Below are 20330 nucleotides of genomic sequence, written 5' to 3' on the forward strand. Positions count from 1 at the left end.
ATTTCACTCCTCCTTTTCATCCAGCATGGAAATCAGATCCCGGTCCAGTGCGTCGCATTCTTCGGGGCTGGCATTCCAGTAGTGGAACGCCGGGTTTCCTTCTCCCTGTTTCAGTCCTTTGGACTTGACGGTGCGGGCCACAATCATGGAGGGTTTTCCTGGTTCAAAAGGAAGTGCGTCCAGTGTTTCCACAATCTGTGTCATGTCGTTTCCGTCGATTTCACGGACAGCCCAGCCAAAGGCCCGGAATTTTTCATCAATGGGAGTGAAGTTCATTACTTCTGTCACTTTGCCGCTGATTTGAAGACCGTTGAAATCCACAAAAGCTGTGAGATTGTCCACCTTATGATGGGCGGCTGCCGCAGCTGCTTCCCAGTTGGAACCTTCTGCCAGTTCTCCGTCTCCCAGAATCGTATAGACCTGAGAAGGTTTACCGTCCAGACGTAATCCCATTGCCATGCCTGCGGCAATGGCCAGTCCATGTCCCAGTGCGCCGGTGTTGGCTTCCACCCCCGGCAGCTTGTGCATATTGGGATGTCCCGGAAGTCTGGAATGAAGGGAGCCGTAAGTGTCAAGGAGTTCTTTTGGGAAGAATCCCATTTCCGCAAGTACAGCGTACTGGACCATACTCTTGTGTCCTGCTGACAGCAGGAAGCGGTCTCTGTCTGCCCGGTCCGGATCTTCCGGCCACACCTTCATTTTGTAAAAATACAGTGCGGTTACAATGTCCATGGATGAAAATGCGCCGCCGATATGGCCGTGGCCGCTGGCCCGCATCATCCGGCTGACATTTAACCGGCAAAGAGTTGCTTTCTGCTCCAGGGAGTGAAGAAAGTCCTGATTCACGGTATCACCACCTTACCTGTTTATTCTTATCTTACCTTGTATATACAAGTATATAATATAACATGGCCTTTGTCAACGTAAATTTTAAAAAGTTGTATTATGGAGATTTGAACTGTTCAGATGAAGAACTGCGGCTTAAAACCGGGGTTTGGCCGCAAAAAGCAGATGTGTATATGTATTTGATTTCCGGGCGTGCGGTGACAGACAGGGGGAGGCTGCTCCGAGGCAGAAAACAGCCTGTACCATGGCCGGATTTGGCCGGCCCTTTAATCCCGGTTGTCCTGATTCAGAGGCAGGGTAAAGATAAACTCTGTGCCCACGCCTTCTGTACTGATTACGTTGATATTTTCGTTGTGAACGGAGATAATTTCTCTGACAATGGCAAGGCCCAGTCCGGTGCCCCGCTTGTCTTTTCCGCGGGATAAGTCTGTCTTGTAAAAGCGTTCCCAGATTTTTTTCATGCTGTCTTTGGGAATGCCGATCCCCGTATCCTTTACCGAAATGAAAACCTTTTCGTTTTTTTCCGTGGTTTCAATGGTGATGGTGGAATCCGGGTGGCTGAACTTGATGGCATTGTCAATGAGGTTGTAAAGTACCTGCTGGATTTTACTCATATCTGCATAGACATAGGAGGTATGTCCCGTCAGTATCAGCTCAAAGGAAATTTTCTTTTCCTGGCAGATGCCTTCAAAGGACTGTACTACCAGTTTGATGGTGTTGTTAATGTCAAAGCTGCTGATGTCCAGCATGGTGCCTCTGGCTCCGTATTTGTTCAGTTCCAGCATACTCTGGGTCAGTTTGTTCAGGCGTTCCGTTTCTAACAGGATAATGTTCAGGTATTTGTCCTGCATTTCATGGGGGATGGTGCCGTCCATGATGGCTTCCACATATCCTTTGATGGAAGTCAGGGGGGAGCGGAAGTCGTGGGAGACGTTGGCAATAAATTTGCGCTGGTCATCTTCCAGGGTGGAAAGTTCTGCAGCCATGTAATTCAGGGAAGCGGCCAGATATCCGATTTCGTCATTGGTCTGGATATTAATCTGGGTATCAAAATTCCCTTCGGAATAGTCCCTGGCTGCCCGTGTGATTTTCCGGATGGGAATGTAAACCGTACAGGTGAACAGTCCGATCAGCACAAAGGCACAGAGAAAAATCACAGCCAGCGTCATATAGGCGATATTGATAAATCCGTCTTTCAGAGCAATCAGGTCACGGACGGGCTTGTGTATCAGCACATAGCCCCGTACCTTGTAATTGATGGTAATAGGAGAAAATACGGAGAGGGTTTCTTCCGGAAAGGTGTTAAAAAAGGTACCTGTCTGGTAGTAGCTGGTGCCAAAGGCAGTGATATCAAAGTCTTCGATGGTGTTGGAAGAGGTATTAGAGCCGGATGTGATCAGCACCTTTCCGTCCAGACTGACTACTCGGATTTCCGCGTCCAGGTAAGTGGCCACCGCCACAAAATGGGAGGTTACATCTTCCAGCGTCATGGTGCCCCGGTAATAGTTGGCGGCATAGTTGGCAGCCAGAAGATTGGATTCCCGGTACAGGTCAGAGGCAGTGTCCCGCTCTATGTAATTCAGGGTCAGCCGGGAGGTGAAGATGGCAATGGTGAGAAAGCCAAGGATACCAAAGGCGGCATACCCCAGTAAAAGTTTTGGATAAAGGGTTCGTTTCACTGTTTTACCTCGAATTTATATCCGATCCCCCAGACGGTGGCAAGACTCCAGGAGGGGTGATCTTTTATTTTTTCCCGAAGACGTTTGACATGGACGTCTACGGTACGGGTATCGCCGATATACTCATAGCCCCAGATATGGTCCAGAAGCTGTTCTCTGGTGAATACCTGATTTGGGGAGGAAGCCAGAAAATAGAGCAGTTCCAGCTCTTTGGGAGGCATATCCACGGGTTTTCCGTAATAGAGAACGGAATAATTGGTCTGGTTGATGGTAAGATCGGGATATTCCACACATTTGATATCGGAAATGGATGCATCCGGCCGGGAGGGCTGATAGCGCCGGAGCACAGCTTTGACTCTGGCTACCAGTTCTTTGGAGTCAAAAGGTTTCATGATATAATCATCTGCGCCCAGTTCCAGTCCAAGCACTTTGTCGAAGATTTCTCCTTTGGCGGAAAGCATAATGATGGGAAGGCCGGATTTTGCACGGATTTCCCGGCATACCTGGTATCCGTCAATGCCGGGAAGCATAAGGTCCAGTAAAATCAGGTTGGGCCGGTATTGCTCATATAAAGCCAGCGCTTCTTCTCCGTCATGTACCATGCGCGTGTCATAACATTCTTTGGTGAGATAGAGAGAAATCAGCTCGGCAATATTTACATCGTCGTCTACAATCAGGATTTTCTGTTTTGCTGCCATAAATACCTCCTTTGGGAAACAGTGGGCTGTCTTATGAAAATTCTGCTATGGTGACGCCGGAGTCTCCTTCTCCAAATTCACCAAGCCGGAAAGATTTTACATATTTTAGCCGTTTCAGATGTCCGTGTACGGCTTTGCGTAATGCCCCGGTGCCTTTTCCGTGTACAATCCGTACAGAGGGCATATGGGCAAGGTAAGCATCGTCCAGATATTTGTCCAGCAGGGCAATGGCTTCGTCTGTGGTTTTTCCGATCAGGTTGATTTCTGTGGAAACAGAAGCGGATTTTGACATCTTTATTTTTCCGGTTCCCGTGGATTTCTTCTTATTGCTGAATGGAGAGGGTTCTTCTAACAGCACAAGGTCTCTGATGTTGACCAGGGAACGGAGAATGCCCATCTGAACGTACAGGTCTCCTTTGTCGTTTGGCAGAGTGTGGACAGTGCCTTTCAGGTTCATGCTCAGGACTTTTACGGAGTCTCCGATGCGCAGCTTTTTGGGGACTTTGTGGTTGGCGGTTTCCTTCTGCTTCATGGACATGTCTTTTTCCAGTGAGTTCATTTTATTCCGGAGTTTGCTGCGTTCCTGTTCCATGTCTCTGGCAGTGGCGGCGCCCTGTCCGTATTTGTGGAAATTTTTAATGGTCTGGTCGGCCACTGCTTTTGCTTCCCGGAGAATGGCATGGGCTTCTTCGTTGGCCTGGCGGATGATTTTTTCCCGCTGGCTGTCCAGACGTTCCTGTTTTTCTTCCATGCGGCGTTTCAGGGCTTCTGTTTCCTGACGGTACTGTTCTGCCTCCAGACGTTCTTTTTCCATGGTAATCCGGCTGGTCTCCAGATCAGAAATCAGATCTTCCAGATTTTCGTCCTGCTCTGTCATGCGGCTTCTGGCATCCTCAATGATTTCCGGCGGAAGGCCCAGTTTTCCGGAAATGGCGAAAGCGTTGCTTTTCCCTGGAATACCAATCAGCAGCCGGTAGGTGGGGCTTAAGGTTTCCACGGAAAACTCACAGCAGGCATTTTCCACGCCGGGGGTGGAGAGGGCAAATACTTTCAGCTCGCTGTAGTGGGTGGTGGCCATGGTGCGTACACCGAAGCTGTGGAGTTTTGAGAGAATGGAAATGGCCAGAGCTGCTCCTTCTGTGGGGTCTGTTCCGGCACAGAGCTCGTCGAAAAGCACCAGTGAATTTTCACTGACATTTTTTAAAATAGTAATAATATTGGTCATGTGAGAGGAAAAGGTGCTCAGGTTCTGCTCAATACTCTGCTCATCACCAATGTCTGCAAATACATCTTCAAATACGGATAATTCTGAGCGGTCGTTAGCGGGAATATGCAGTCCCGCCTGGCCCATCAGGGTAAAAAGTCCCACTGTTTTCAGGGATACGGTTTTTCCTCCGGTGTTGGGGCCTGTTACAATCAGCAGATGGAATTCATCCCCCAGATGAATGTCAATGGGCACTACCTTGCGGCTGTCCAGCAGAGGATGACGTCCTTTGCGGATACGGATACGGTGCTCCTGATTAAAAACGGGGGCGGAACCGTTATATTGTCTGGCCAGGGAACCTTTTGCAAATATAAAATCAAGTTTTGTGAGTATTTCGTAGTTGCTCTTTAAATAAGGAACGGATTCTGCCGCAAGATTGCTCAGAGAGGCGAGAATCACTTCAATTTCTTCCTGTTCTTTCATGTGGAGTTCCCGCAGGTCGTTGTTGAGTTTTACCACGGCCATGGGTTCAATGAAAATGGTGGAGCCTGTGGAGGACTGGTCGTGAATCATACCGGGGACCTGACTTTTTGCTTCGGCTTTTACCGGAAGGCAGTAACGTCCGCCCCGCATGGTAATTACCGCATCCTGTAAGTGGTTCCGGCTGCTGTTTAACATGTCGTTCATCTGGCTTCGGATTTTCTCATTGGTGTTTTTGATGGAACGCCGGATATTTTTCAGGGCCGCGGAAGCATCGTCTGCGATTTCATCCTCCGACAGGATACACCGGCGAATCTCTCCCAGAAGGGAGGGAAGAGGTTCGATGGCAGAAAAAAATTCATCCAGAGAATCCGGCTTTACGTCTTCTCTTTCACTGCGGGAATAGGTTCTGGCGCGTTTTGCCACTTCCAGCAGGGAAGCAACTCTGAGCAGCTCTTCTATGCTCAGGGTACCGCCGATTTCCAGGCGTTTGAAAGAGGCTCCCAGGTTGTGGGTGCCGGCAAAAGAAAGGGAACCTTTCTGAAAAATTCTGGTCAGTGCATCGGAAGTCTGCTGCTGAGCAAGCTGAATTTCTGCCAGGTCTGTGGAAGGTTTCAGGTTCCGGCAGAGTTCTCTGCCGGTGGCAGAGGTTGCATGGCTGCACAGCATATCTATAATTTTGTAGTATTCTAATGTGTTCAGTGCTTTATCATTCATAATTTTAATCCTTATTATTTTGTGGTTGAAGGTGCGGGATGCGATGAAGGAAAAACGGTACTTATGCCCATACGGGCCATAATATCTGGCGAAATAAATACAAAACAGCAGAGCAGTACGAATCCTTTTGCCTTCAGGGCTCCTCCCACAGAGTGGGCCCCTCCTCAAGGCAGATTATACCTTAATTGCTGCGCAATGAAATATGGTACCTGTGCCCATGGGGGCCATAATATCTGGCGATATTATACCTTAAAAATAAAAATCTTGCAACAAGCGGGGGAAAAACGTATAATATCTATGTAATAACAGTTCACCATAAATCGGGAGACAGGATATGTATGGCATGGAGGGTGAACGTAATATGCTTTTTCAGGAGGACGTGCCATGAAACAACCGGAGCAGAATGAGCAGGAATTTGCGTTTATTAAGGAGAAGATAAAGGACAAACCGATCAATAAAAAACGTCTTCTGATTCGTATGGGCTATAATCTTCTCTGCGCTGTGATTTTTGGGGCAGTTGCCTGTTTTGTATTTGTTTTTCTGAGACCATATCTGGAGGAGTGGTTCTGTCCGCCGGAGGAATCCACCATCAGTATTCCAAGGGATGATGTTCCGGAGGAAGAAGAGGATGCGGAGAATCTGCAGGAGGAAGAAGAGCCTGAGCCGGAACCGGAAAATCAGACTGTGGTGGTGCGGGAAGAGCTGGAGATTGAGGATTATCAGGCATTGCAGAATAAACTGTATGCCATCGGAAAACAGGCCAATAAATCTGTGGTAACTGTGACCGGGGTAACCAGCGGCATCGACTGGTTTAACACCCCTTATGAAAATGAAAACCGGGCTGCAGGAATTATTATCGGGAATAACGGGCAGGAACTTCTGATCCTGACAGAGAAAAAAGTGATTGCGGATGCGCAGGCTATCAGCATTACATTTGCGGATAATACAATGGTATCTGCTGCTTTGAAGAAGTATGATGGTAATACGGGAATTGCAGTAATCGGTGTTCCGCTGACGGAAATCCCGGAAACAGTCATGGAACAGGTGGTTATTGCATCTCTGGGCAATTCCTATATGATTGAGCAGGGGACCACAGTGCTGGCCATTGGAAGTCCGCTGGGAGCAAATTATTCTATTTTATGCGGAACCATTACGTCTTCCAGAAATGAGGTTTCCACCATAGACAGAAATTATACGATTTTCACCACTGATATCGTGGGAAGTGCCAGCGGAAGCGGTGTGCTTATCAATCTGAAAGGTGAAATTGTAGGCCTTGTACTGCAGGATTACAGCAGCAGCAGCGACCGGAATACCATTACGGCCCTGTCCATTTCAGAGCTGAAACAGGTGATAGAAGATCTGTCCAATAACCGTGATATTCCTTATGTGGGTCTGCGTCTGAGTACCGTAACAGATGATATTGCAGATGAGTATAAGATTCCCAAAGGGGTTTATGTGAAATCAGTGGTAATGGATTCTCCTGCAATGGCTGCGGGGATTCAGGAGGCAGATGTAATTGTAAAAATAAACGGAGAAGAACTTGTAAATGTGGAGCAGTATAATCAGCGTATTTATGCACTGAATCCGGAAGATGTCATAACCATTACCGTGAAACGCCAGAGCGGTGAGGAATATGTGGAACTGGACTGTACGGCAACAGCAGGCGTATTAAAATAAATTTTTTTAGTGAGGAGTAAAGTTATGAAATATATTGAAACCCTGAGAGAGGGAGAGCGTGTGGGAGAAATTTACCTGTGCAAAACGAAACAGACAGCGCTGACCAAAGCGGGAAAGCCTTATGAATCCCTGATTCTGCAGGACAAAACAGGAATACTGGATGCAAAAATCTGGGATCCCAATTCTCAGGGAATTGATGAATTTGAGGCGTTGGATTATATTGATGTGGTGGGAGATGTCACCAGTTTTCAGGGAGCGCTTCAGTTAAATGTAAAACGTGTCCGCAGGGTGCGGGAGGGTGAATATGACCCGATAGAATATCTGCCGGTCAGTGAAAAAGATATTGACGAAATGTATCGGGAACTTACCGGATTTATACAGGAGATGAATAATCCCTGGCTAAAAAAACTGTGTTCCGGTTTCTTTCTGGAAGATAAAGAATTTGAAAAACGTTTTAAATTCCACAGTGCAGCCAAAAATGTTCATCACGGTTATGTGGGAGGACTGCTGGAGCACACGTTAAGCGTAACGAAGCTGTGCGATTATTACACGCAGGCATATCCCATGCTCCATAAGGATCTGCTTCTGACGTCAGCCATGTTTCATGATATCGGCAAACTGGAAGAACTGTCTGTCTTTCCGGAAAATGACTATACAGACGCGGGACAGCTTCTGGGGCATATTGTGATTGGCGTGGAACTTCTGGGAAAACGTATCAGCGGGATACCGGGATTTCCGGTGAAACTGGCAAATGAACTGAAGCACTGTATTCTGGCACACCATGGGGAACTGGAGTATGGCTCTCCGAAAAAACCGGCAATTGCAGAGGCGGTGGCTTTAAGTTTTGCAGATAACACGGACGCCAAAATGCAGACCATGAAGGAAGCTCTTGCCGCCGGGGACGGGACCAGCGGATGGCTGGGGTATAACCGTCTGTTTGAATCCAATATACGAAGAACCAGCGAAGAGTAAAGACCGGGGGATTCCGGAAAGGGCGCCGGTTAAAATCAGGGCAGGGCGCCCGGCCAGGCGACAGATTGAGGAAAGGGTGTTGGCAGGAAATCGGACATGAGATACAGAAAGCAGAAAAATAACAGGGTTGGAAATCAGAATCATTCAGAGCGAAAAAATGAAAACCGGAATGCAGCGGGAGAATGGCCCGTATTTCAGAAGGATATGGAGCTGGAACTGCTGATTGAGGATATGGGTGCTGAAGGGGAAGGCATCGGAAAAGTGAATGGCATTGTTTTTTTTGTAAAAGATGCGGTTTTGGGAGATCAGGTACTGGTAAAAATCATGAAAATGAAAAAGCATTTCGGGTATGCCCGGCTGATGAAGGTGCTGAAACCATCTCCGTACCGGACAGAGCCCCGCTGTCAGTATTATCGCCAGTGCGGCGGCTGTCAGATACAGGCGCTGGATTACCGGAAGCAGCTGGAATTCAAGGAGAATAAGGTGCGTAACAATCTGAAACGGATTGGCGGGTTTCTGCTGCCGGAAGAGCTTCAGGGCAAAAATGCCCATGCCAGCAGAACTTTGACGCCAGAGAATTTTTCACACGGGCAGGATGAGGCGCAGAAAAATTATATTCCTCTGATACATCCCATTATGGGAATGGAGGAACCCTGGTTTTACCGGAATAAGGCACAGTTTCCCATTGGCACAGATAAAAATGGAAAGATTGTAACAGGATTTTTTGCTGCCCGTACCCATAATATTATTTCCAGCAGGAAATGCTTTCTGGGTACGGAGGTCAATGAAAAAATACTGGAATGTGTTATTTCATTTATGGAGGAATATGAGATTCCCGCCTATCGGGAGGAGACAGGCACGGGGCTGGTGCGTCATGTGCTGATACGTTCCGGATTTGCCACAGGGGAAATTATGGTGTGTCTTGTTATTAATGGGAAGCACCTTCCTTTTGCAGAACGTCTGGTGGAAAAACTACAGGCTGTGGAGGGAATGACCAGCATTACTCTGAATAGAAATGAAAAGAATACGAATGTAATTCTGGGCCAGGAAATTGTCACACTCTGGGGACAGGATTATATTACAGACTGTATGGGAGAAATAAAGTATCAGATTTCTCCCTTGTCTTTTTATCAGGTGAATCCGGTGCAGACCCGGAAACTGTATGAGACTGCATTACAGTATGCGGGGCTGACCGGCCGGGAGACGGTCTGGGATCTGTACTGTGGAATCGGCACGATTTCTCTGTTTTTGGCCAGGAAGGCGAAGCAGGTCTATGGTGTGGAGATTGTACCCCAGGCTATTGAGGATGCCAGAAGGAATGCAGCTATCAATCATATTGAGAATGCGGAATTTATTGCAGGCAGGGCAGAGGAAGTGCTGCCTGAGTTTTATAATACCCGTCTGCAGCAGGGACTGGAATGGCATCCGGATGTAATCGTGGTGGATCCGCCCAGGAAAGGCTGTGACGAAAAGTGCCTGGAAACCATTGTGAGAATGCAGCCGCAACGGGTGGTGTATGTGAGCTGCGATTCAGCTACACTGGCCAGGGATTTGAAGTATCTGTGCGGGGGAGGGTATGAAGTGAGAGAGGTGCAGATGGTGGATATGTTTCCGCATACGGTGCACGTTGAGACGTGCGTCCTTTTGGGTAGGAAATAGTTACACTGCTGAAACAGTCTATGCGTATGTGGATTATGAGCCAAAAGATAATGAATATCTGAAGGATGTCAAAGGTTGTGCAACCTATACGGAAATTAAAGAATGGATAATGTCGGAGTATGGTTTAAAGGTATCGTCACTGTATGTAGCACAGATAAAAAACAAATGCGGTATTGAGAAACGTCTGAATTACAATATAGGCGATAATAAAAGCCGTGTGCCGCAATGCCCGCCGGAGAAAGAAAAAGCGATTATGGCGGCGTTTAGGCATTTTAATATGATATGAGATGGCAGATTTGGTAATGGCAATAATAGTGTTGCATTTTGCGGCACAAAAGGATATAATAAAGAAAAAAGAAAGGCGGCGGCAATATGGCAGCACGAAGTGCAAATGTAAATGTCAGAGTGGAACCTGATGTCAAGAAACAGGCGGAAGATATACTGGAAAAACTCGGTGTATCCACATCGGCTTTTATTAATATGACCTATAGGCAGGTAATTATGAAAAGGGGGATTCCTTTTTCGGTTGAGTTGCCTTCAGGAATCAAAACCCTTGATACCATGACCGATGCAGAGTTTGATGAAATGATGCAGACCGGACTGGAGCAGGCAAAAAAGGGAGAATCAGTTCCTTATGAAGAAGCCTTTGACCGGCTTATGGAAGGGCTTTGATAATCATGGAAGAACAATATAACGTAAAAATTACAAAATACGCCCTGTCGCAGATGAAGGAAATAAGGGACTATATTGCTGATGAACTTCTTGCCCCGCAGGTGGCATATGACCTATTTTCGGAAATGAAAAAAATGGCTGCTTCATTAGAGAATATGCTGAAGCGTAATCCGCTGGTTGATTCGGAAAAATGGAGAAAGCAGGGAATCAGGAAAACAATAGTAAAAAATTTTATCATCTATTACTGGGCAGACGACGGACATAGAACGGTCCATATAACAGCAGTTGTATATAGAAAACGAAACCAGTTAGTGGAGCTTGGAAAAATGGAACTGGAATAGCACAATATATCTGAACTGGAACAAGAAAAATCTTTCCTCCATCAGCAACAGTAAAGCGTCTGAATTACAATGTAGGCGATAATAAAAGCCGTGTGCCGAAATGTCCGCCAGAGAAAGAAAAAGCGATTATGGCGTCTTTTAGGCATTTTAATATGATATGAGATAATCTGCAAGATAAATAAATACGGTTGATTTTCAGATACAGAAATGTTATATTATAGAAAAGGAGCAGCCGCCCACAAAGTGGTTAGACTCTCAGATTGGCTAAAGCCTATCTGCAACCGCCAAGAATTACAAGGTAGGCTTATTTATTTTCACTTATTGTTCCTATCTATATATAGGAAAGCAACGCAATGAGAAAAGTGCAACGCAATAACAATCCCGTGGTGAACCCACGGGATTGTTATATCATTGCAAAACGTTTTAATAAAAAATCATATTGATTTCCGAACCCGGAAATGTTATATTATAGAAAAGGAGCAACCGCCCACAAAGTGGTTAGCCTCCACGAATAAGCCTAAAGCCTACCTGTAACCGGCCAAGTTAGCAAGGTAGGCTTATTTATTTTCGCTTGTTGTTCCTATTGTCTAAATAGGCAAGCAATGCAACGAGAAACGAACCACCAAAAAACAACAGGCTTAAAACTTCGTATGTACTCATATGCATCACCTCCCGTCTTCTGTGAAGTGAGGGAGGCTGCCACCTTGTAACACGGCTGCTCTGGCACAGATTATAGCATATCTCACGCTGAACAGCAATCTGCTTTTTTCTACTCTTTGGATTTCTCCGTAAATACTTCCCCCATTAACAACAATAAAATATTCGGGTGCATTTTTGAAATATAATACAGGAAGGAGAGGCAAATGAATAAGTTGATACAGGATTTAATTGAAAAAGGCATGGGGAATTTCATGGACAGGAGCAGGGATGCTTTAGCGTGGACAGATGAAACCTATCTGAATGACATCAAAGATGAAAATGAACTGGCACAGCGCTATGAAAACCTTGACTTAACCAAAGCACAGAGAAAGGTAATCAATGATTATATGGCGTGTGCAACAACAGTCAATCACCGTTATGCCGATATTTCGTATATGTGCGGCATTAAGGATACGGTCATCATACTCGTTTCACTGGGGCTGATAAAAGGCGTTGAAGCTGAAGAATAATATATGCCATATGCCCTTAAAAAACGACTTTAGAGCCAGTCGTAAAAACAGGCTCTTTTTTGCTGCCGGAAAATATATCAGATGAAAGGGGAAGTCAATCATGGCGGAATTATGTGATTTAGTGGAAGTAGTGGAAAACAACATGGAATGCGTGGTATTGAAAGTGAAGAAGGGCGCAGGGATGCAGCTTATACATATGGGATGTTTTGACAGGGACGAAACCATGTTCAGGCTGACGAAGGGGAGCAGCCATACCTGCACCATGTTCCGTGACGGGAGGAAGCCCGTTTCATGGAGCTGGGGAGAATCAGGGCATACGCTGGTATGTGATTCCCTATATAAATGCGGTGATATGGTAAAAAGATGTATTTCCGATGATTTCGGCATTTATATGGGAAAGGACGCAATGAAGAGAATGCAGACGCTCCATGTCAGGTCATTAGAGGACATGAAAGGCAGAAAAGAGCATTACAAGCTGATGTGGTGGGAACACGGCGAGGCCGTCTGCATCCATAAGAACGGAGAGTACCACATATGGGTAATGGGGCTGGAAAAGGCAAAGGAATATGTCAGCGGGAAGATTGCCGTTGAACACATATCGGATATATACCGTTCTCCGCAGACCGGATGCTATATCATGGATATAAAAGGCGCAAGAAAATAGATTCTAAAGTCAGGAATATAGCGAAAGGAGCAACCAGGAATGGCAGATTACAAGATTTTATATTATGAAATCTATGAGTTTCCGCAATGCCCAGCAGACAGCGGCAGATACTATGGTAAAACCCCGGTATTGGAGCAGGCGGAAACTGTTATCAGAAACGCAAAGGAAAATGGCAAACTGCTTTTTATGAAAGCAGTTTGCAGTGACGGAAAGAAACGGTTTATGTTATGACCGTAACAAAAGGAGCTGACGCATGGAACAAACAATCAGGGAGATAATCGCACAGGCAGACAATGAAAGAAATTTTGATTTAATCCGCTGGGTAAAAGACATTCTGGATGAGTTTGCATCCGCCCATAACTGCCCTCCAGACTGGCGACTTATCGGGGCGGGACTTGTAGGGGAGTACACAGCAGATTCATGGGTGTATGAAAATCTGGAACTGTATAATTTTGTGGAAATCCCGGAAGGAGGCGAAGAATAAATATGAAGACCGGATTATTAGAAGTTATGGAACAGGTGAGGATTTACTTCAAAGAGAATCTTCCCAAGTACACTGTCCTGAAAATCAGAAAGAAATCGTACCATCCTGACGATTCCCATCTTTACATGGTAGCAGCTGAAAAAGACGATGGCACATACGCTGTCTGGACATGCTGGAACCAGAAGCTGAAAAGCCTGAACCATGGGCATTATGGCTTACAGAGCAAAGAAGACTGCGAAAAGGTAATGGATGAGTTTTATTACAGCGGAGATTCTGGATAAAGTGTAAGAAAGTTTGTAGGAAAATTTGTAAGAAAGTACAGGAATGGCATACAGAAAAAGCCTGGTTTATGAGGGTTTTTAGCAGGTGTAAGAAAGTGTAGAAATGCCTGCTTTAAAACCCAATACAGGCAAGGGTTTTAAAGGGCGTAAGAATGTATGAAAGTTTTTCCAACCCTTATATATATAAAAAATATACATATACACATATATTATATACATATATATTTTTTTCTATAATTGACTTAAAAAACTTTCATACATTCTTACAAGGTGAATAATCCGGGTGGTTTTGAGCCACCTGTCCGGTCGAAGTGAGCCACCGTTCCGTTTTTGAGTGAGCCACTATTCCGGCATCATTGAGCCACACTCTTGATCTGATTAGAATGAATGTATGCGCAGAAATGCGTAAATTCATTTTAAGGAGGGTCAAGATTATGACCAAGTATCGAGAAATCCTAAGATTGAAAGGCTTAGGATTCAGCGAGCGGAACATCGCACTATCTGTTCCATGTTCGCGCAACACCGTCTCCAAGGTGCTTAAATGCGCTAAGGAACGCGGGATTTCATGGCCGCTTTCAGACAGCACGACTGATGGGGATTTAGAAAAGCTGTTATCTCCATCCGCACCAGCGGTCACTTCAAAGCGGATGCCTGATTTTGCCTACATCCGCAAGGAACTCTTAAAGAACGGCGTTTCCAAGAAGCTCCTGTGGACGGAATACATGGAGGACTGCCGCCAGGCCGGTGACGAACCGCTCATGTATTCGCAGTTCTGCTATTACATCCAGCAGGACGAAAACAAACGCCGTGCCACCATGCATATCAACCGCAAACCTGCGGAGCAGGTGGAGGTTGACTGGGCTGGCGATACCGCCGAACTGATCGATCCTTATACCGGAGAGACCGTACCTGTGTATATCTTTGTCGGCGTGATGACATACAGCCAGTATGCGTATGTGGAAGCGTTCTCCGATGAGAAACAGCAGTCATGGATTGATGCCCATGTCCACATGTATGAGTATTTCGGCGGCGTTGCAAAGATTCTTGTGCCGGATAACTGCAAGACAGCGGTCATCCATAACGGCGGCTGGAAAGACCAGAGGATCAACACCGTTTACCATGAGATGGCCGAGCACTATGGCACGGCAATCATTCCTGCCCGCGTCAGGACGCCGAAGGATAAGCCGAATGCCGAGAGCACTGTGGGAAACATCTCCACATGGATCACAGCCGCCCTGCGTAAAGAGCAGTTCTTCACGATTGCGGAATTGAATGCCGCGATCAGAGTAAAGCTGGAAGAGTTTAACAACCGCCCTTTCCAAAAGAAAGAAGGCTGCCGGTATGAACTCTTCCGCGACGAAGAACTGCCATTGCTGGCGCCATTACCTGCAGCCCGTTATGAACTGGCGGAGTGGAAACAAGCCACCGTTCAGTTCAATTATCACATATCCGTTGATGGAATGCTATACTCAATTCCATACGAATACATCGGAAAAAAGGTCGATGTGCGGATAACGGGCACAGTCATCGAGGTTTTCCATAACCAGAACCGTATCGCCTCCCACAGGCGCTTATACGGTCGTAAAAATCAATACAGCACCGTCACGGAACATATGCCGAAGGATCATCAGCACTATCTTGAATGGAACGGCGACCGTTTCCGTAACTGGGCGGAAAGAATAGGTGAAAACACCGCAAAAGTCATAGATGCAGTTCTCCGATCCAAACGGGTGGAACAGCAGTCCTACAGAGCCTGTATGGGGCTGTTAAAACTCGCAGACAAGTATTCCCCGGCAAAGCTGGAGGAAGCCTGCAAAGCAGCCCTTTCATACACCCCAGGTCCCAGCTATAAGAGCATCAGCAACATGCTGGCGGCATCAAAAGCAGAAGGCTCTGATACAACAGACAGCACTGTCCGTAACAATAACAACACCCACGGCATTACAAGAGGTGCCGGATACTATAGGAGGACGAAATCATGACCAATCAGGCAACTATTGATAAGCTTATTGAAATGCGGCTTACCACTATGGCGGATGCATTCCGCTCACAGACAATGGATCCCTCAATGAAAGGGATTCCCTTTGAAGACCGGTTCGGGCTGCTCGTTGATGTGGAGTACAGCAGCCGGAAGAACAACCGCCTCAAAAGGCTGATCCACAACGCTGAGTTCGACCAGCCATCCGCAAGCATCGCTGACATTGATTATTCATCAGGGCGTAAGCTGAACAAGGCACTGATCAAACGGCTGTCAGGCTGTGAATACATCTCTGACTGCCGCAACATCTTCATCACCGGAGCGACCGGAAGCGGCAAGAGCTATCTTGCCTGCGCCCTGGGCATGGAAGCATGTAAGCGCTATTACAACACAAAGTATGTACGGCTTCCCGATCTTCTCCTTGACCTTAAGACCGCACGTGAGAATAACTGCTACAGGAAAACGATGGCAAAATACGCCAATCCCATCCTCCTCATCCTTGACGAGTGGCTGCTGATAAAGCCTACAGAGGAGGAACAGAAGGACATCTTTGAACTCCTGCACTGCCGGAGGAAGAGATCCTCCACCATCTTCTGCTCACAATATCAACGAGACGGATGGTATGAGCAGCTCGGAGGGGACGCCTCCCCACTCGCGGATGCGATCCTTGACCGTATCGTACACGATGCCTACATGATAGACATCATCCCCGTCGATCCATCAAAGGATATCTCCATGCGGGAAGTATATGGGCTGAAAGAATCTGACTGTATGTAATTGTAAAGGTACAAACTTACCAGTGGCTCACGCTTGTCCGGACAGGTGGCTCACGCCACACCGGACAGGCGGCTCCGCCGCATCGGAATATTCACAAGGGTGTGTTTCTCTTGATTTATAAGGCTTTTTGGCGTATGAAAGTATGTTTTAAGAGTCTTACAAACTTTCATACTTTCTTACATTTTCTTCTGTATGGTTCTGTAAGGAATCCCTCTTCTGTATGTCTGAAAAATGAATCGGAAATCCTGCTTTTTTATTTGTATAAAGCAATATGAAAAGGGTGTATTATTCGATGCATACATAAAAGCATTGCTGCGCAGTTTGCAATTCAAATGCTGCCATATTAAGCTGTCCGCATAAAGATTACAGGGGGGATGATGGTTGCCTTACTGTCCTATCAGGCGTAGTTGCTGTCCTGTAAAAAGGCGATAGGACAGTGGATAGGACAGTAAGCCATCAATAGGACGGTAGACTCTTCTCTTCTTTTGTATCCTGATATATAAATCCCAGCTGCTTTTCATTAGATTTTTTATTGTATATTGAAAATCAAAACAGCATATGCTATAATGCCAATAGGCTAAAAGAAACGATAAGTCCATGTGGACGAAGAAACGAATCCCCGAACCGTATTGCAGTACAGTCCGGGGATTCTTCTTTTCTTTTTATAGTGGCAAAGCACCCACTAGGCTATTTGTTGTCCTTATGGTCTTTACTGTCCAGCCATTTGCAGACGAGATGGCTAATCACGCCAGCCGCAACAGCAATAATAAAAGAAACGATAACTTCCATGTGAACACCTCCTCCCGTTGCCAGGTATTGGTAGGACAACATGGAAATTATATCACAGCTTTGAGCATAATTCGATTTCTATTTTCAGATTCTTTCTTTTTTGACACTTCTTCCAGTCCCCGTAGGAAAATATATTTTAAGTCCCTCACAACTTTTCCGACATTCTTGTACTTCTCTTCTTCTGTATGCTATGGCACATACGGTTTACATATCCATCCACAGATTGCAAATGGCTTTTTTATGTATAACAGTTTGACGAACCAAAAGTTGTCAATCGGTCAGTTTGCATACCATAATGCAATAATACTTTATTTCTTATATATATCGTATGCTGATTACCTTTTATAGAAAAATTAGTTAAATGGCAATTCTTCCTCAAGTTGGTCTGCTTGCGATTTTTCTTTTATAATAAGACAAACATTTTTAATAAAAAGTAATTTCATGCTATCGGGTAATATAATATAAAAATCATACATTGAAATAAATAGTGATTTGTCCAAATCAAATGTAAGATTTTTTTGATAGGTAACTTTTTTCAGATGGGGCAGTCTGAATAATAAAGTTAGTAAATTAATTGTGCTTTGGAAAGTAGAACTTTCGATGATATCTTTTAAATCTACTTCTATCCATTTTTTAATTATGTCATTTGTAGGTAAATTTCCAAAAGAAAAATGTAATTCTATACCACGTTTGATGATATCTCGAAAGCTATCCAAGGAATAAAAGTTTTCTTTTTTTTCGCAGGTATTTGTAACAAGATAGTTTTTTAATTCTTGAGCGTTTTTAAATCGTTGTTCTGCTTTTTCAGATAAACATATTCTTGTTCCTTCTTTTAATTTATCGTTGCAATTTGATGTTTCCAAATTATTAATGTCAAATGTATTATCAAACAATTTTCCAGTAATGATTGTATAAAGGATTGCACCTATACAATATACTTCGGTATAAGAAGTGTATTGTTCGCGCGGAAGGACAAATTTTCTTTGAATATCATTATAACTTGTATCATAGTTAGTATCATCATTTAAGTTCTTGGCAAAACCAAAATCAAGTATTTTTATGTCATTATTACTTGTCACCATGACATTTGAATAACTTATATCTCTATGCAAATCTGTTTTTGAATGAATGTATGCCATAGCATCAACATATTGCATACATAATTTTTCTATGAGAGATTTTTCTAAAGGAAACTTCTCTATTATAAAATCAGATAACCGATTTCCTGAGATAAATTCCATTTTTATGTAAGCACTTTCATCTCCAAGAAAACCATAATCATAGGCTCTAACGATATGCGGATGGGCATAACTGAGCAATTTTTTCCCTTCACGTAGAAATCTTTTTTTCATAATTTCAGGCTCGCTTGTTTGAAAGACACTTGGTTGATAAATTTTATAGGCAACCAGTTCTTCTTTATTTTCATCATAATATTGGTATACTTCTCCAAAGCCTCCGTTACCAATATTATTGTTTGTACGGTCAATTTTAACTGTATTGGAAATAATTATTTCTTCGTCTGTCAGTAATGATTGGGAAGAAACAGGGGTAATATCGCTTTTGGCAATAATTTCCAAAGAAGTAATAATATAATCATCTTGCGTTCCGTGTACGCTATAACATAGTGAATATAAATTTTGTTTATATTTTTCTAATTCTTTTTTATCTTCAGATGCACAGAAGATAACAAGATTACGCTGATAGGTATTCCACTGTATTCGAGTGTAACTGGAACTATCGTTAAATCTAAATTGTGTATGTTGTAAAATTTGAAAACATAAAGGTGAAAAGGTATTATCTCCTTTTACATTAGCAAGGATATCTTGTTTTAAATCATCTGCACTATACATTATAATCCTCCATTAATTTTATAGTAATTTTAGTCATGTCCTTTTTCACAATTATTTAATGATATATACAGGGATATGTATCCATTCACAGATTGCGGATGTTTTTTTATGTATTATCTATTTTGGGACTAATCTTCTTTATTTCTTTTGCACGTAGATTCTCTATAAAAGATGCGTAAATTTCAAAAAATTTCTGGACTTCTTCGATTAATTCATCTATATCTTCTTTTGCTGCTCTAGTTAAATCCCAAACAGCACTCATTGCTTCATTCGATGCACTTTCAATACAATTCTCTAAATTGTCTTCATATGCCTCCATTGCATATTCATTTTGTAGTTTCTGGATTATATATTGTTCTGAATCGAACTCCGATAACTCAATTAGTGTATCAAATCCCCTTACTTCTTCAATTGTTAAATATAAAGCCATCAAATCTTCATATATATCATTTGCAACATTTGTTTCATCTTCATTTCCATTAGTAATAGTATCAATCGCATCGTAAATGTTACGGGCGACCCTATGCGCCTCCTTTACAATTTGAACGACGTTATCCAAGGTCGATACTGTCAAGGTGGCTTCGTGTTCAACATAGTAATACCATTTGCCATCTATATCATCGTGTAACCTATAAACCTCTTCATACAATTCGTTTTTTATGTTATATATAGCTGAGAGTATCATACTTGCCTCAAGTAGAAGAGCTGTATAATCATATTCATAATATGGAATAGATGAGTTTTTAACGTCTGGTAGAACTTCAGCATTGATAAAATCAACAAAATCTTTATCTTTTGAAACAAATCCAAATTCTGTATTATTTGCACTTTCTTCTGAATAATTGGCTGACCCCACATAAACTATAGAATCGGTCATTATTATTTTCCCAAGATTAGAGAAATCAAAAAATACAGTAGAGTTAATGCCAAGACTTTCCGGTTTTAGCTTTGACAAATATAAGTTTATCTTCTGTCTGGCTCTATCCCGAAAGGTATCACCATAGTATGTTTCCCACCTACTTGGAATATTTGTTATAACATTGATTACACAATGTTCACTTGCTTTCCTCAATGCGGAAACTAAAGCATTTTTCTTTTCAGATATATTATAGGTAATAATAGTAATCTCAGAAGCTTTTTCAAAATTATCTAAAACTTCTTGATATCCTAATTCATTTTTTGAATATATAAATTTAGCATTTGCGGTAAGAAATTCTTTTTTCGTGCTATCGCCGCCCTTCACGGTTATCTATTTTGGGGTACAACTCTTTTGTGAATTATCAGATTTATCGCTGCTAAATCCTGATTTGTTACGTTGTCTTTCCATCATTATAGCACTCATCCATACAGAAATAAATACCATCGCATATACACCATCTGTATTTTTTTGACA

20 protein-coding genes are annotated in these 20330 nt (G+C 43.8%); 13 read left to right on the forward strand and 7 right to left on the reverse strand.

Annotated features, from left to right (window positions below; all coding sequences use genetic code 11):
- Positions 1-3: 3 nt before the first annotated feature.
- The 4 genes from C805_RS08410 to C805_RS08425 form a co-directional block, all read right to left on the reverse strand.
- Complete coding sequence (locus C805_RS08410; RefSeq protein ID WP_016213380.1) at positions 4-846, reverse strand: transketolase; 843 nt, start codon at positions 844-846, stop codon at positions 4-6.
- Positions 847-1112: 266 nt separating this feature from the next.
- Entirely contained in the window at positions 1113-2525 is a 1413-nt protein-coding gene (locus tag C805_RS08415; RefSeq protein ID WP_016213381.1) for a sensor histidine kinase, read from the reverse strand.
- Positions 2522-3223 carry a response regulator transcription factor gene (locus C805_RS08420; protein WP_016213382.1) on the reverse strand — a complete coding sequence of 234 codons (702 nt, stop codon included), beginning with the start codon at positions 3221-3223 and terminating at the stop codon, positions 2522-2524. Before C805_RS08420 ends, C805_RS08415 begins: the two co-directional genes overlap by 4 nt.
- Positions 3224-3254: 31 nt before the next feature.
- On the reverse strand, positions 3255-5624 hold the full coding sequence (locus tag C805_RS08425; RefSeq protein ID WP_016213383.1) for an endonuclease MutS2: 2370 nt from the start codon (positions 5622-5624) through the stop codon (positions 3255-3257).
- A gap of 384 nt (positions 5625-6008) precedes the next feature.
- On the opposite strand from C805_RS08425, the gene C805_RS08430 reads away from it, so the two are divergent.
- The 6 genes from C805_RS08430 to C805_RS08455 all read left to right on the forward strand — a co-directional run bounded on the left by C805_RS08430 (position 6009) and on the right by C805_RS08455 (position 10945).
- The gene (locus C805_RS08430) at positions 6009-7301 is read left to right on the forward strand and encodes a S1C family serine protease (protein ID WP_016213384.1); all 1293 of its coding nucleotides are present in this window, start codon (positions 6009-6011) and stop codon (positions 7299-7301) included.
- Positions 7302-7325: 24 nt separating this feature from the next.
- Complete coding sequence (locus C805_RS08435; protein WP_016213385.1) at positions 7326-8273, forward strand: 3'-5' exoribonuclease YhaM family protein; 948 nt, start codon at positions 7326-7328, stop codon at positions 8271-8273.
- A 96-nt stretch (positions 8274-8369) separates the two neighbouring features.
- Complete coding sequence (gene rlmD / locus C805_RS08440) at positions 8370-9932, forward strand: 23S rRNA (uracil(1939)-C(5))-methyltransferase RlmD (RefSeq protein WP_016213386.1); 1563 nt, start codon at positions 8370-8372, stop codon at positions 9930-9932.
- A gap of 28 nt (positions 9933-9960) precedes the next feature.
- On the forward strand, positions 9961-10218 hold the full coding sequence (locus tag C805_RS08445) for a hypothetical protein (RefSeq protein WP_016213387.1): 258 nt from the start codon (positions 9961-9963) through the stop codon (positions 10216-10218).
- An 86-nt stretch (positions 10219-10304) separates the two neighbouring features.
- Positions 10305-10604, forward strand: coding sequence for a type II toxin-antitoxin system RelB/DinJ family antitoxin (locus tag C805_RS08450; protein ID WP_016213388.1), 300 nt, complete (start codon positions 10305-10307; stop codon positions 10602-10604).
- 5 nt (positions 10605-10609) lie between these two features.
- Positions 10610-10945 carry a type II toxin-antitoxin system RelE/ParE family toxin gene (locus tag C805_RS08455; RefSeq protein WP_016213389.1) on the forward strand — a complete coding sequence of 112 codons (336 nt, stop codon included), beginning with the start codon at positions 10610-10612 and terminating at the stop codon, positions 10943-10945.
- A gap of 561 nt (positions 10946-11506) precedes the next feature.
- Here the strand turns inward: C805_RS08455 and C805_RS26900 are convergent.
- Positions 11507-11611, reverse strand: coding sequence for a putative holin-like toxin (locus C805_RS26900; RefSeq protein ID WP_330571708.1), 105 nt, complete (start codon positions 11609-11611; stop codon positions 11507-11509).
- 197 nt (positions 11612-11808) lie between these two features.
- On the opposite strand from C805_RS26900, the gene C805_RS08460 reads away from it, so the two are divergent.
- The 7 genes from C805_RS08460 to C805_RS08490 all read left to right on the forward strand — a co-directional run bounded on the left by C805_RS08460 (position 11809) and on the right by C805_RS08490 (position 16298).
- Positions 11809-12114: a hypothetical protein gene (locus C805_RS08460; RefSeq protein ID WP_016213390.1), complete on the forward strand. Its 306-nt coding sequence runs from the start codon at positions 11809-11811 to the stop codon at positions 12112-12114.
- A gap of 100 nt (positions 12115-12214) precedes the next feature.
- Positions 12215-12778, forward strand: a complete 564-nt coding sequence (locus tag C805_RS08465; protein WP_016213391.1) for a hypothetical protein — start codon at positions 12215-12217, stop codon at positions 12776-12778.
- A 39-nt stretch (positions 12779-12817) separates the two neighbouring features.
- Positions 12818-13009, forward strand: coding sequence for a hypothetical protein (locus tag C805_RS08470; protein WP_016213392.1), 192 nt, complete (start codon positions 12818-12820; stop codon positions 13007-13009).
- A gap of 22 nt (positions 13010-13031) precedes the next feature.
- Positions 13032-13262 (forward strand): hypothetical protein, encoded by a 231-nt coding sequence (locus C805_RS08475; RefSeq protein ID WP_016213393.1) that lies wholly within the window; start codon positions 13032-13034, stop codon positions 13260-13262.
- Positions 13263-13264: 2 nt separating this feature from the next.
- The gene (locus C805_RS08480; RefSeq protein WP_016213394.1) at positions 13265-13543 is read left to right on the forward strand and encodes a hypothetical protein; all 279 of its coding nucleotides are present in this window, start codon (positions 13265-13267) and stop codon (positions 13541-13543) included.
- A gap of 434 nt (positions 13544-13977) precedes the next feature.
- Positions 13978-15525 carry an IS21 family transposase gene (istA, locus tag C805_RS08485; RefSeq protein ID WP_016213395.1) on the forward strand — a complete coding sequence of 516 codons (1548 nt, stop codon included), beginning with the start codon at positions 13978-13980 and terminating at the stop codon, positions 15523-15525.
- A complete protein-coding gene (locus C805_RS08490; protein WP_016213396.1) occupies positions 15522-16298 on the forward strand; it encodes an ATP-binding protein in 777 nt (258 codons plus the stop codon). Before istA ends, C805_RS08490 begins: the two co-directional genes overlap by 4 nt.
- Before the next feature lie 1142 nt (positions 16299-17440).
- Here the strand turns inward: C805_RS08490 and C805_RS08495 are convergent.
- Together C805_RS08495 and C805_RS08500 are read right to left on the reverse strand one after the other, a co-directional pair.
- Entirely contained in the window at positions 17441-18937 is a 1497-nt protein-coding gene (locus tag C805_RS08495) for a protein kinase domain-containing protein (RefSeq protein ID WP_016213397.1), read from the reverse strand.
- Between the two features lie 106 nt (positions 18938-19043).
- A complete protein-coding gene (locus C805_RS08500) occupies positions 19044-20180 on the reverse strand; it encodes a phospholipase D-like domain-containing protein (protein WP_016213398.1) in 1137 nt (378 codons plus the stop codon).
- Between the last annotated feature and the right edge of the window lie 150 nt (positions 20181-20330).

The sequence above is a fragment of the Eubacterium sp. 14-2 genome (assembly GCF_000403845.2).
Taxonomy (GTDB): Bacteria; Bacillota; Clostridia; order Lachnospirales; family Lachnospiraceae; genus Petralouisia.